Genomic DNA, 13,987 nt, shown 5'->3' on the forward strand with positions numbered 1-13,987 from the left:
ATTGTCCGAAGCCCGAGGCGGCCTAGTCAAGTGCCCACTAGCTACGCGTGGCGGCCGCGCGTAGCTAACACAGGGGCGGGCGGGTCCGCGCGCGCGGCGTTGGTCGAGAACTCGCCTGCTCGCTCCGCGGCAACTTTATCCGGCCGCGCGTCGCGGACTCCGCCGCCCCCGGCTCCGCTCGTGGCTGGTGTCTTGCCTTGGCCGGCTGGTTAGGTTATCCCAAACGGCTGACCTCAAATTAGTCCGGCGTGGTTAAAGCGTGAAGCAACTAAGCTCGCGATGGGCGGCGGCGGTGCTGTTGGTCCCGACTCTGATAATCGTGGCGATCCTGCTTATCGGGATCGGCGCGCCCGAGGCCGGTTCGAACGGCAAGGGCTTCCTGCAGATTCTTTTCACCGGCGCGGTCTCGACGACCAGCGGCTTCTTCTCCAATCCCACGGTCCAGCTCAACGTCGTCTCTGTGCGGCTCAATCCGAGCAACAATCTCGGCATCAGCGACGGCGATCCGAGCTGGCAAACGATTGCGGTGCCGGCAGGCGGCACCGTCGGCAGCAGCAATCCTTCCCTCAGTTTCGGCGGCAGCTTCGGCCCCAATGGCACCGCGGTCAACGTAGGCCAGGGCCGCAGCGAGATTCAGATCAACATGGGCCTGCTCAACAGCCTGACGATCTTCAACACCGGCAAAATCCGCGGCGAATCTTACGGCCAGGTTGAGTTGGTGCTCGACCCGGCTACCCCCGGTTTTGTTACGCCGCCCTGCAACGTCGGCTCCCAGACCGGCGAGGGTTGTATTTCGTATCCACTGGTATTGGCCCCAACCGTTTCCACGATCCGCACCCCAGTCCCCAGCCTTACGGTGACCCGCAAGACCACGCAGCAGCTCGTCATCAACATCAGCGCGCAGCTGGGACCTGGGCCGAGCTTGTCCACTCAGCAAGTGCAGGTCACCCCTTCCATCTGCGTGGTGCCCAACAGTGGCCCTGCGGGGACCTGCCCGCCGCCGTTGTTCAACACGACTTTGGGCAGTTTCGCCGGCTTCATCGGCGGCAAAGTGATCGGCTCCACCAGCAAAACGATGGTCATCGCGGAGTTGCCCAACACCGGCACGATCATTTCGAGCGTCGGCGTCGATAAGAACGGCGACTGGTCGATGATCCTGCCGGTACCGAATTCCAACGCCGACGCGGTCGCCCCCAAATGCCCTTCGGGAACCGGGACCTTCTTCGGCACCTACGATTTCTACGTCTCGACCTCCGGTAAATCGCTCGACGTCGATCAGGGCGTTTCCGTATGCAATGGCGGCACCCCATTTAGCGGCGGCACCTCAAACAGCCCGAATCTGCCGATCAACTTCACCCTCGTCAACCAGCCCCATCAGGGGCTGACCGGAACGGTTTTCGACGCCTGCACCGGCGCGACCATCGGCGGCGCAACCCTCGAACTGTACGGCAACACGGGCCTCGATGGCACCAGGATCGATTGCAGCCTCGTCGGCAATCCGCCGGCGATTCCGTCTACTTGCGTGGTGATCGCCACCGCCTCGACCGACGATACCGGCGCCTTCCCCTTGCCCGGCAATGGCGCGCAGGCTTCGCCGTTCAAGAGCATCCCGCAATTCCCGAAAGGGCAATACGCCCTCAAAGCCAGCGCCTCCGGTTACAACACGGAAATTCTAGGGGTCGTAACCGCCAAGGGCGGCACCTTGGGTTGTCCCGGTTCCGGCTTCAAGAAAAACCAGACGGATTGCAATTTCAGTCTGCCGCACGGCGAGATCGATGTGACTGCGAACTCGACCGTCGCCGCCGCGACCTCGCCCTATAACCTGCTCGTCACGATCGAGGATACCGGCACCTTCAACGGTGTAGGCGCCGGCCTGGTGACGATCCCGGTGGGCTCGACCAGCAACAGTAACCCGATGCCGATCTTTGTCCCGGCCGCCCCGCCGTTCCCCTCCGGGGTGGTTGTCAGTCCCGACGTCAGCCCGGTCGCCGATGCCAACGCCGTCGCCGACGCGGACGCCAGGGCGGCTGCGACGCCGACAGCCTCACCCACTCCGGTCTTCATCGGCGCGCCGACCGGCTATGACGTCTTCGCGTCGGTGCAGGACCTGTTCGGGGCGGTGCCGCAAAGTAACACCGGCCATAGCATTGCCGTGCTGAGCAACATCGCGCCTCCGGCCTACTGTCAGAGCGCGACGAGCGCGCCGCCGGCGCCGGCCGCGCTGCTGCCGGCCGTCACCTGCGTCGGCCATGGCAGCGTCGCCGGCAGCGTCGTCGACCCCGACCAGAACACGCAGATCCTCGTCTCGAAAGCGGCTGGCAACGGCAACAACGTCGATCTGATGACCACCACGGTCGTCCCCAACGGCCAGCAGGGCGGCGGCGGCTTCGCGATCTGCGCCCCAGCGGATTCCTATACGGTAACTCATGTCGAGTCCCAGCCGACCGGAACGCCGATTGCTGAAGCCTCGACCAGCGTCACGCTCGTCGGTCCGACCACCATCGCGACGCCGATGACCACCCCGACGCCGCCCCCGTGTCAGGGCATCTGCAGCGATTTCTCCGGCAGCAGCAACGGCAAGGTCTGCCTGCTTTGTCAGGGCACCGGGTCGTTGCCGCCTTTATAAAGCCATCGCGATGCGCAACCGAACTTACTTGACCTTCAGGCGCGCCGGCGCGCTCGCGCTTCTGGCCCTTATCGGCCTGGCGGCGCCCGGCTGCAACGGCTTCGGCACCGTCGACGCGACCTTGCCGGGCAACACGCCGCCGGTCTCCGCGCAGACCGTTTATCGCCTCGTCGGCAGCATCGGCACGCCCTTCGTCGCGACCATCTCCGATACGCGCTCTTCGTGGACCCTGAACGGCGTTGTCCCGCTCAATATCATCATCGTCAATATTCCGAGTCCCGGCGCCGGCGCCCCCGGTGCTTCGCGTATCGTCGCCACCAAAACGACCAACGACTCGCGGCTGCTGAGCGTCGAGATACTCTCCGGCTTCGGCGTCGCGGACGTCGCCTCAACCTTTGCTAACTACGGCACGGTTGTAGGCGGGATCAACCAGAAACTGCCCGCCTTGGCGCCCAAGGCCAGTCCCGACGTCCGCTATTACGTCAAGGGACCGGCTACCGCGGTTTTCAACGCGGTCATTGAAGATTCGACCACCGCCTTCGCCCTGCAATCGCGCGTGACCACGGTGATTCTGCAGGATTCGCCTAATGGCGGCTCCCAGAGCGGCCACGTTGACGGCATTTTCAACCTGGTCCAGGACATCGGGCCGCTCGACATCGATCTCTTCTTCAACGGCAAGCTGGTCTCGCACGCCGCCGGCGGCGGCTCGCAAATTGTCAAAGTCAACTGAGCCGTCTGTTCGCCGCTGAGCGCATCCTCGCGATAGTTTGACAGGGTGCATCGCGATCGTCATAACTAGCGGCAACACGGTTCCGTAACCCGACCAGAGGCCGCGGCAAGCATCGTCGCGCGGTCCGCGGCGGAAAGTGGAAGAAGCCTGCATTGCGTAGAGTTTTGCTTATTGTTCTGGTGATCGTTCTGATCGCCGCCATCGTACCGGGCTGGCGCTATTACAAGTATCTGGCAAGCCACGTTTCCACCGACGACGCCTACGTCGACGGAACGGTGGCGCTGCTCTCCTCGCGAATTTCGGGCACCGTCACGCGGCTCTTTGTTGAGGACAACTGGAAGGTCAACGGCGGGCAGTTGCTGCTGACGCTCGATCCCGAGGACTACCAGATGCGCGTCGCCGAGGCCCAGGCCCAGCTCGAGCGTGCGCAACAGTCGGTCGATCAGTTGTTTGCCCAGCTTGACGCGGCGCAGGCGGGCCTCAATCTGGCCGGCTCGCAGTTGCATCAGGCGCAGATCGATTACGACCGCGCGCGCAAACTCAGCGCGGAAGGTGTGGTTTCGCGCGAATATTACGATCAGGCAGAGACCGCGATGCGCGTCGCCGTCGCCGATCGCGCCCTCGCCGAGCATCAGGTCGAGCAGGCCCGCGCCGCGCTCGGCGGCAACGCCGAGGATTCTGCGCGCTACGAGCGTCCGATCGTCCTGCAGGCCCGCGCCGCGCTCAACATGGCCCGGCTCGACCTCGGCTACACTGAAATTCGCGCGCCGCTCGGCGGCATCATCACCCGCAAGAGCGTGCATGTCGGCAACCGCATCCAGCCGGGCGAGCCGCTGCTCGCGATCGTCCCGGTCGATCGCCTGTATGTCACCGCCAACTACAAGGAGACCCAGCTCACCGACGTCCGCGTCGGCCAGCCCGTCCGCATCGAGGCCGACATCTACCCGGGCTATGTTTACCAGGGCCACGTCGATTCGATCAGTGTCGGTACCGGCGCGGCCTTCGCCCTGCTGCCGCCGGAGAACGCGACCGGTAACTGGGTCAAGGTGGTGCAGCGCGTCCCGGTCAAAATCGTCCTCAATCAGCCCGCGCCCGCCGACAAGCCGCTGCGCGTGGGCCTTTCGGTGGATGTCGCAATCGACGTCACCAACACCAGCGGGCCGCTGCTCTCGTCAACCTTGCAGAATGCCTACGACGAGCACTCAGCGACCCCCGGGATGGCGCCGGAGCGCCTGCAGACGCGCTCCGATCCGACCGGCGCATCGCTGCCCGGCGATTCCGGCCAACCTGTGACCCAACAGTAGAACGCGTGCCCGACGCCGCCGCCGTCAGCCGCCGTCTCGGCGTCTGTCTCGACGCCCCGGTGGCCCGCTTGGCCGTCCTCGCCAGCGGATGGGAAACCACGGTCTTTGAGTTCGTCCTTGCCGGCCGCTCATCGCGGCTGCCAGGCGCCGAAGTCGGCCAACCGCTGGTCTTGCGCTCCTACGACGGTCCCGACGCAGACGCCAAGGGGATTCGCGAGGCCCGCACTATGGCGGCCCTCGCGACGGCAGACTATCCAGTGCCGAAGCCTCTGTTATTCGAGCCCGAACGCGCTCCTCTGGGCGCGCCCTTTCTGATCATGGAGCGCGCCCGCGGTGGGCCGTTGTTCGCGTCGGGCAACTTCCCGCAGGCCTTCAAAACCTTCTCGATGGGCTTCGTCGGCTTTGTGCGGGCGCAAGCGCAACTCCATCGGTTGGCGCGCAACGGCTTCGATCCGCGAAACATCGCACCGGCCTACCTCGCCGACCATTGCGCACACGGTGGTGCGCTGCTCGATCGGCTGCTCGAAGTCGTCGCGCAGCGCATCGAATGCGGACCGCTCCCGGGTCTGCGCGACGCGCTCATCCTCCTGCGGGAGCAGGCCGGGCGCTTTCGCACGGCGCCGGATGCGATCGTCCACATGGACTATCATCCGCAGAACGTCGTCGTGCAGGGTTTGCGCGTAACCGGCGTCATCGATTGGGTCAGCGCCGATCACGGCGATCGTCATCTGTGCGCCGCCACCACCTCCGTGATTTTGGCTTCGAGCGCGATGGACCATCCGCGCTGGATGCGCGATAATGCCGCCGGCAACGCGCTGCGCGCGCTCTTCACCGCGCTCTATCTCCCGCTCTACCAGGCGCTCGCCCCGATGGAGTGGGAGCGCTTCCGCTACTGCCAGGCTGTTGCTGCGCTGTTGCGGCTCTCGACCTTCGGGATCATGCGGGCGCGCGGTCCGGCGGCGGCCGGCTACCGGCCCGAGGCGATCGCCAACGTCACCCCCGGGGTTGTGCGCCTGCTCTCGCGTTACACCGGCCGCAAAGCCGGCACACCGGTAGCCATCCCGGCCGCAAGCTGACGCCTTGGCGATAGCCCTCCAAGGATTACCCGCGCGGTGGCCTCACTGAAGCGTATCGAGCAGGGCCTTCGCTTCTTTGAGATCGAGCGTGTCGAAGCCCTCGGTGAACCAGTTGTAAATCTCCGCGAGCATCGCGCGCGCCTCGCTGCGACGGCCTTGCGATTTGAGCAGCCGCCCGAGACTCATCGTCGCGCGCAGCTCCCAGGCCTTAGCACTCGTCGTTTGCGCTTGCGCGATCGCTGCGCGGAAATCACTCACGGCCTTTTCTGCGTCTCCCCGCCTGAGCCGCAGCTCGCCGCGCAGACGGAGGGTTTCAGAACGGTAGATCAACTCATCGGGATTAACCTGCAGTGCTTGTTCCGCAGTGAGAAGAGCATCATCAATAACCCCTGCAAGGGCTTGGGCTTCGCAGAGGTATCCCAGGTACTTGGCACGAGTGGCATAGAACTTCATCGCGTCGAGCTCCGCAAGCCCTTCGCGAATCTGATCGACAGTACCGCTAGTTTCTCCCATTTGGGCTCGTACCCAGGCGTCGAGAACTTTCCCGAGCGTCTTCAACAGGGGGAATCCAGAGGCGGCGCCGAACCTTAACGATTCGTCATTAGCCTCCCGCGCGCGCTTAAACTCGCCGCGGAGACTGTGGAGACTAGCCACAAACCAAAGCGTGAAACCCAGCGCGAAGGGATTGTTGGCAGTGCGCGTCTGCAAAAGGGCGCGTTCCATGTGCCCCAGAGCGTGATCTGCGTAGCCGAGCTGCCATTCATTCTGTCCTGCGAAAAGAAGCGGGTCGCCCCCGGGGCGGGGGCTATTAGTGCCGCTTTGAGAGCCGCTTCGGCGATACTCGATCGCTTCGAAAAGGTATTGGCGAGCGCCAACAAGATCGCCGAGCAGATAGTGGCTGTAGCCTTGGGCGCTACGCGCCGCCGCCAGCGCCGCTGGGTTCTCGATGTTGCGCGCGATCGCGAACATCTGGTCGGCCAAGGCAAGCGCCGATCGTAGCTCGCCCCGTAGATTCGCCGAGCTCCAAAGGCCAGTGAATACTTGGAGCGATTCTGTGCCATCGCTCCGCTCGGCCAAGATCCGGGCTCTTGCATAGGCCTCGCCCGTATCAGCCGCCGTCCATCCGCGCGTCCCTACCATCACGTTGCCCAAAGCCAACTGCAGAGTCAGTTCGCGGCTGTCGCGCTCGCCGGATTCCGGCAACGTATTGAGAAGCGCTAGCGCCTCGCGGTAATGCTGCTCGGCCTCACGGTAAGCGCGGCGCTCAACGGCGCGCTCACCCGCTTTTTTCCAGGCGGCGATTGCCGGGTCGGTTTCGCCCGCCTCGGTCCAATGGCGCGCGAGGACTTCAGGATGCGACTCCTTGATGACGGGGAACTGCTCATCGATGGTGCGGGCGACGCTGAGATGCAGCTCTTTGCGGCGGCTCTTGAGTAAAGCTTCGTAAGCGGCGTCGCGGATCAGCGCATGTTTGAACCGGTAATTCGCGTTGGGCGCGAGGCCTTGGACATAGAGCAATTCGGCCTCGGCCAACTCGCCCAGCGCTGCTTGCAGCTCCGGCTCGGGCACTCGATGGACCGCGTGGAGCAGCTCGTAGGAAAACTCGCGGCCGAGCACCGCGCCGACCTGCGCGACTTCCTTGGCCGGACCTAAGCGATCGAGCCGAGCCATCAGCGAGTCATGCAGCGTTGCGGGTATCTGGCGGATCGCATCGCCGCCGCCACTTTCGAGCAGCGCCCGCGTCAGTTCCTCGACGAACAGCGGCACGCCGCCGGTGCGCTCGACCACCGCCGCGACGGTCTCAGCCGAGAGCGCCTTGCTCGCCGCCACCTGCGCGACGATCGTGCGGATGTCGCGTGCGCCGAGCCGGTTGAGCGTGAGCTGCGTATGATGCGCGCGCATCGACCACGGCGCGCGAAACTCCGGCCGCGCCGTGTAGATCAGCATCAGTGGCGCGGTCGCTCCCTGCTCGACCAGCAACTGCGTCACTTCCAGCGTCGAGGGATCCGCCCAGTGCAGGTCCTCAGTCGCGATCACCAGCGGCTGCGCCTTCGCCGCGCCCATCGTCCAGGCGACCAGCGTCGCCAAGAGCCGCTTGCGCTGTTGATCGGGCGGCATGCTCAACGGCGGGTACTTGTCGCCGAACGGCAGCTCCAGCAGCGACGCAATCAACGGTACGGCGCCCTCGATCTCGACGCCGGTGGCTTTGAGCGAAGCCTCGAGTGCCGCCAGCCGCCGCTCATTGTTCTGGTTGCTGCGCCAATGGAAGCTATCCCGCAGCATCTCGGCCGTCGCATAGAAGGGCGTATTCTGAAAGAAGGCCGCGGTCGAACCTTCGAGCCAGGTATGGCGGTCGGCGGCGATCCGCTCGCGAAATTCCTGCACCAGCCGCGACTTGCCGATGCCCGGCTCGCCGATAATCGTGACGACCTGCCCCTCGCCCTCGGCCGCGCGCGCCCAGCGGCTCAGCAGCGTGCGCAGCTCATCGTCGCGCCCAACAAACGGGGTCAGACCGCCGGCCGCAGCCGCGGCTTTGAAGCGCCCCTGCATCCCGCTCGGCCGCACGACGCGATAGAGCTGGACCGGCCGCTCGATGCCCTTGAGCGTCTGCGCGCCGCGGTCCTCGACGACGAACAGCCCCGAGATCAGGCGATGAGTTTCGCCGGTAACCACTACGGTGTCCGGTTCGGCTGCGGCCTGCACGCGCGCCGCGATATTGGCGGTATCGCCGAACGCATCCACCGCATTGCCCGTGCCCGCGCCGACCACCACGCGGCCCGAATCGATCCCGATCCTGACCGCCAACTTGACGTGAGCGGGCTGCTCGTTGAGTTGCGCGATCGCCTCGAGGATTGCGAGCCCGGCGCGCGCCGCCCGCTCGGCGTCATTGTCGTGCGCCACCGGGTAGCCGAAGAAGGCCATGATGCCGTCGCCGACGTAACGGACGACCTCACCGCCGAAGCGCGTAATCGCCTCGGCCGCCGCGCGCTGATAGCCCGCCACCGTCGCGCGCCACTCCTCGGGATCGAGCTGCGCCGTCAGCGTGACCGAGCCCACCAGATCGCAGAACAGAATCGTCAGATGCCGCCTCTCCCCGCCGATCTCGGGCGTCTGAACAGGCGGGATCGCGGCGACGGCAGGGCCCGCTACCTCACTCAGCGCCGCGCCGCATTTGCCGCAGAAGTTCGAGGTCGGCGAGTTCTCGGTGCCGCATTTCGAACAGCGACGAATCAAGGAATTTCCGCAGCGGACGCAGAAATTGTTTTCGACCGGATTCTCCGAGCCGCACTTTGAGCAGTGCATCGGGAGTCTGCTCCCTTTGATGTCACATCATTTGGAGGTCCACATCGTGCAAATATCAGCAACCCCCGACAAGCAATAGGAGATATAATGCAACGGCTTTAAGCGCGCAGCATTTCGCGCAACACGTAGGGCAGCACGCCGCCGTGCCTGAGATACTCGACATCCTCGGGGGTGTCGATCCGCGCCAGCACCTCGAACTCCTTGACCGCGCCATTCTCCTCGGCGTGCACCTTGAGCATCTGGCGCGGCTTGAGCCCGGCCGCCATCCCGCTGATCGAATAAACTTCGCGCCCCGTGAGCCCCAAGCTCGCACGGCTCTCCCCCTCCTTGAACTGCAGCGCGAGCACCCCCATCCCGACCAGGTTGCTGCGATGGATGCGCTCGAAGCTCTCCGCGATCACCGCGCGGACCCCGAGCAACTGCGTACCTTTGGCCGCCCAGTCGCGCGAGGAGCCGGAACCGTACTCCTTGCCCGCAATCACCAGCAGCGGCACCCGCTCGCGTTGATAACGCTCGGAGGCTTCGAAGATCGTCGTGCGCGCGCCGTCGGGCAGCGAAACCGTGACGCCGCCTTCGACGCCCGGCACCAGCAGGTTCTTGAGCCGGATATTGGCGAAGGTCCCGCGCACCATCACTTCGTGATTGCCGCGCCGCGCGCCGTAGGAATTGAAGTCCTTCGGCGCAACCCCAAGCCCGATCAGATACTTGCCCGCCGGGCCGTCGGCCGCGATCGATCCGGCCGGTGAAATGTGATCGGTCGTGACGCTGTCGCCGAGCATCGCGAGCACGCGCGCGCCCGTGATATCGCCGAACGGCGGCGGCGTCAGCGCCATCCCGTCGAAGAACGGCGGCGCTTTCACGTAAGTTGATTTATCGTCCCAGCGAAAGAGCTCGCCCTCGGGAATCTTCAGACTCTGCCAATGGCTGTCGCCATCGAAAACCCGGCCATATTCTTCGCGGAACATGGCGGGATCAATCGCGCTCGCGGCGGCGGCGTCAACCTCCGCCGCCGTCGGCCAAATCTCCCGCAGGTAGACCGGCGCGCCGCTGCCGTCGCGCCCCAGCGGCTCGATATTCGGATCGAAGTCGATCGTGCCGGCGATCGCATAGGCGACGACCAGTGGCGGCGACGCGAGGTAGTTGAAGCGCACGACCGGATTGATCCGTCCCTCGAAGTTGCGATTACCGCTCAGAATTGCCGCCGCCACCAGATTACCCTGCTTGACCGCGGCGACGATCGGCTCCGCGACCGGCCCACTGTTGCCGATGCAGGTCGTGCAGCCATAACCGACAACATTGAAATGGAGTTGTTCGAGATAGCTCAATAATCCGGCGCGGCGCAAGTAAGCCGTGACGACTTTCGAGCCGGGCGCGAGGCTGGTCTTGACCCACGGCTTGACGGTCAGGCCGCGCGCGACGGCCTTTTTCGCCAGCAGACCCGCCGCGATCATCACCGACGGATTCGAGGTGTTGGTGCAACTGGTTATCGCTGCAATCACCAGCGCACCGTGACCCAGCGGAAATTTTTCCGCACCCATCTCAACCGTCACGCGATGGCCGAGCGCGCCCAGCTCCGCCAGCGCATCCCGCTCGTGCGGCGCCATCGTGGGACTGCCGCCCTCGTTCAGCCAGCGCTCAACGACTTTCGGGTCGAGACCACTGCCGTGATCGCCGAGCTCCTTCACCAGTTCCTGCCGAAAGCCGCTCCTGGCCGCGCTGACCGGCACGCGATCCTGCGGGCGGCGCGGTCCGGCGAGGCTGGGCTCGACCGCGCCGAGATCGAGTTCGAGCGTATCGGTGAAGACCGGCTCGGGCGACGCCGCGGTGCGGAAGAGTCCCTGATGCTTGCAGTAGGCCTCGATCAGCTTAACGTGATCTTCCTCGCGGCCCGAGGTTCGCAGATAAGCCAACGTCTGATCGTCCACCGGAAAAAAACCGATCGTCGCGCCGTACTCCGGCGACATGTTGGCCAGCGTGGCGCGATCGGCCACGCTGAGACTCGCGATCCCAGGGCCAAAATACTCGACGAACTTGTTGACGACGCCCTTCTTGCGCAGCATCTGCGTCGCCGTCAAGACCAGATCCGTTGCGGTCGCGCCCGCCCGCAGACTGCCGGTAAGGCGGAATCCGATGACCTCAGGAATCAGCATCGGGGTCGAGCGCCCGAGCATCGCCGCCTCCGCCTCGATGCCGCCGACACCCCATCCCACGACGCCGAGCCCGTTGACCATCGTGGTATGCGAGTCCGTGCCGAAGACCGTGTCGGGGTAGACCTCGCCGCTCTGCGAGGTAAAGACCACCGGTGCGAGATATTCGAGATTCACCTGATGAACAATGCCGGTGTCGGGCGGCACGACGCGAAAATTGTCGAAAGCGCGCTGGCCCCAGCGCAGAAACTGATAGCGCTCCTGGTTGCGCTCGAATTCGAGCCCGGCATTGGTCGCGAACGACGACGCCGCGCCGTATGAGTCGACCTGCACCGAATGATCGATCACGAGATCGGCGGGTTGAAGGGGATTGATGCGCTTCGGGTCGCCGCCAAGCTTGCGGATCGCGTCGCGCATCACGGCGAGGTCGGCCACCACTGGCACGCCGGTGAAATCCTGCAGCAGTACGCGCGCCGGCATGAAGGAGAACTCCTGCTCGCCGCGGCCGCGAGTCTCAGCCCAGCGCGCGAGCGCCTCGACATGAGCCGCCGTCACGATCGCTCCATCCTCGCGCCGCAGAACATTTTCGATCATCACCTTGATCGAAAACGGCAGACGGCTGAGATCAAAGCCGCGCTTGGTCAGGGCATCAAGTGAGTAAACCGTGTAATCGTTGCCGCCAACCGACAGGGTGGTGCGCGCGCCAAAACTGTTTTTGTTGTTCATTGCGTTCATCCCGCCGCCATTCGTTTGCGAAGATTGATCCCTGACGAGCCGTTGGCGTTTGCGACACTGCAAACCGCGCTGACGACTCTCCGCCCTCACGATAGCCGCGCGCGCAGACGCTTTCCATCGCACTCGAATCGGGCGATTCTGTGAATAGAATCGATCAGCAGGGGAAATAGCGGTGCCAGAGGAACCGGAAGTCGAAAACGCCGAACTGGAAGAACGGCGCGAGGAGGCCGAGGGCCGCAGTCTGCTGCGGGCGATCGCGCTCAGCACGGCGTTGCTAGCCGCGCTGGCGGCGGTCGCTGCGCTCTATGCGGGCGGGACCGTTAACGAGGCGCTGGTGCTGAAGACCGAAGCCACTCAACTGGAATCCGAGGCCTCCGACCAGTGGGCAGCCTATCAAGCAAAAGGGATCAAGGGCACGATTCAGTCGGCGATCGAGGCAACGTGGCTCGCCGCCGGCAAGCAGCCGCCACCCGACCTCGCCGAGGAACGCGACCGCTACGCGCGGGAACAGGCTGAACTCGCGCGGTTTGCGCATGAGAAAGAGGCGGCGCGCGACACCAGATCCGCGCAGGCCGAGCATCTACTACATCAACATCACCGCTTCGCCGACAGTGTCGCGCTGTTCCAGGTCGCGATCGCGCTCGGCGCAGTGGCGGCCTTGACGCGGATCAGCTTGGTCTGGGTCTGCTCGCTGCTGGTCGGACTTGGCAGCGCCGCTCTATTCTTTCTGACTATCTTTTAGTGATTCGCGAGCCGGCGCTAACTCGCGGTTGGCGCGAAGGAGAAGCCGTCGTACGCGATGATCATGGCCGCGACCATCAGGTCGAAGGCGGACGAAAAAACCGTCAGCCAATAAGGCCCGACGCCTGCGCCCAAGCCCAAATGATGGAGTGTGATGTTCCAGAAAGGATGCGTAGCCCAGCCAATGACGAGCCACCAGCCCGAACCGCGCATCCCGAGAAAGGCGATCACTACATATACCGCGATGCCGAGCGTTTCGCAGGCGAGCCATGGCAGCGGGCGGCCGTAATAGATTCCGAACGGCAGGTAGACCAAAGAAGCAGTAATCAGGGCATAGCCGAGGACAGCCTTAGTGCCCCATCTGAAAGTATATGCAGCGCGCGCGAAGATAACCCCCGCCACTCCACCGACAGCCAACCACACGGCAACCCACATAGGCGAATTCCACCTGATGTAGATTCAGATCACCTTCTCAGGCTAAAATTAGCGCAATCGAAAGCGTTCGCCAAGGAAGACTTCGCGCACCCGGTCGTTATCGACAATCTCCCGCGGTCCGCCCTGCACGAGAATCTTGCCCGCGTGGATGACGTAGGCGCGGTCGATGATCGATAGCGTCTCCTGCACGTTGTGATCGGACATCAGGATGCCGATGCCGCGGTTCTTCAGATAGGTGATGATGCGCTGGATTTCCATCACCGTAATCGGATCGATGCCCGCGAAGGGTTCGTCGAGGCAGAGGAACATCGGATCGAGCACGAGCGCGCGCGTAATCTCGACCTTGCGCCGCTCGCCGCCGGAGAGCACTCCGGCTGAGGACTTGGCGAGCCGCGCGATATCGAGCTCCTCGAGCATCGATTGCAGCCGCGCCTGCCGCTCCTCCTCGGTCAACGGCAGGGTCTCGAGCACTGCCAGCAGATTCTGCTCCACTGTCAGCTTGCGGAAGACCGACGGCTCTTGCGGCAGGTAGCTGATACCGCGGCGGGCGCGCTGATAGAGCGGGAGGCCGGTGATGTCGTCGCCGCCAAGGGTGATACGCCCGTCGTCGGGCTTGAGTAGCCCGACCAGCATGTAAAAGGTCGTGGTTTTGCCGGCGCCGTTAGGCCCGAGCAGCCCGACGATCTCGCCCGGCCCGACGCGCACGTCAACATTGTCGACGACGGCGCGGCCGCCATAACGTTTCGTCAGGGCGCGGCCTTCGAGGGAAGGCTTCGCAGGCGCCGAGCCGATTTGCGTGGGCGGCTCAAATGGAGTTTGCAGGGTCGTCGCCATCTCAACCAAAAATTAATGCTGCCTTAAACTTTTATCCGCTTGGACGGTTAAGGGGA

General features: G+C 64.4%; 9 protein-coding genes. 5 read left to right on the forward strand and 4 right to left on the reverse strand.

Annotated features, from left to right (window positions below; all coding sequences use genetic code 11):
* The first annotated feature begins 259 nt into the window (after window positions 1–259).
* The 4 genes from VKS22_14580 (at window position 260) to VKS22_14595 (ending at window position 5,736) form a co-directional block, all read left to right on the forward strand.
* Window positions 260–2,626 carry a hypothetical protein gene (locus tag VKS22_14580; GenBank protein ID HLW71837.1) on the forward strand — a complete coding sequence of 789 codons (2,367 nt, stop codon included), beginning with the start codon at window positions 260–262 and terminating at the stop codon, window positions 2,624–2,626.
* 10 nt (window positions 2,627–2,636) lie between these two features.
* Complete coding sequence (locus VKS22_14585; protein HLW71838.1) at window positions 2,637–3,356, forward strand: hypothetical protein; 720 nt, start codon at window positions 2,637–2,639, stop codon at window positions 3,354–3,356.
* A 179-nt stretch (window positions 3,357–3,535) separates the two neighbouring features.
* The gene (locus VKS22_14590) at window positions 3,536–4,660 is read left to right on the forward strand and encodes an HlyD family secretion protein (protein HLW71839.1); all 1,125 of its coding nucleotides are present in this window, start codon (window positions 3,536–3,538) and stop codon (window positions 4,658–4,660) included.
* A 5-nt stretch (window positions 4,661–4,665) separates the two neighbouring features.
* A complete protein-coding gene (locus tag VKS22_14595) occupies window positions 4,666–5,736 on the forward strand; it encodes a phosphotransferase (GenBank protein HLW71840.1) in 1,071 nt (356 codons plus the stop codon).
* 42 nt (window positions 5,737–5,778) lie between these two features.
* Here the strand turns inward: VKS22_14595 and VKS22_14600 are convergent, their stop codons facing one another.
* On the reverse strand, window positions 5,779–9,039 hold the full coding sequence (locus VKS22_14600; GenBank protein ID HLW71841.1) for an AAA family ATPase: 3,261 nt from the start codon (window positions 9,037–9,039) through the stop codon (window positions 5,779–5,781).
* Window positions 9,040–9,137: 98 nt separating this feature from the next.
* Window positions 9,138–11,912, reverse strand: a complete 2,775-nt coding sequence (acnA, locus tag VKS22_14605) for an aconitate hydratase AcnA (GenBank protein ID HLW71842.1) — start codon at window positions 11,910–11,912, stop codon at window positions 9,138–9,140.
* A 181-nt stretch (window positions 11,913–12,093) separates the two neighbouring features.
* Here acnA and VKS22_14610 point away from each other — a divergent pair, with 181 nt between their 5' ends.
* On the forward strand, window positions 12,094–12,663 hold the full coding sequence (locus tag VKS22_14610; GenBank protein ID HLW71843.1) for a DUF4337 family protein: 570 nt from the start codon (window positions 12,094–12,096) through the stop codon (window positions 12,661–12,663).
* Window positions 12,664–12,680: 17 nt separating this feature from the next.
* Here VKS22_14610 and VKS22_14615 read toward each other — a convergent pair whose 3' ends face one another.
* Window positions 12,681–13,097: a hypothetical protein gene (locus tag VKS22_14615; protein ID HLW71844.1), complete on the reverse strand. Its 417-nt coding sequence runs from the start codon at window positions 13,095–13,097 to the stop codon at window positions 12,681–12,683.
* A 48-nt stretch (window positions 13,098–13,145) separates the two neighbouring features.
* Complete coding sequence (gene lptB / locus VKS22_14620; protein ID HLW71845.1) at window positions 13,146–13,931, reverse strand: LPS export ABC transporter ATP-binding protein; 786 nt, start codon at window positions 13,929–13,931, stop codon at window positions 13,146–13,148.
* Window positions 13,932–13,987: the final 56 nt, after the last annotated feature.

This window comes from Candidatus Binataceae bacterium (assembly GCA_035308025.1).
Classification (GTDB): Bacteria; Desulfobacterota; Binatia; order Binatales; family Binataceae; genus JAJPHI01.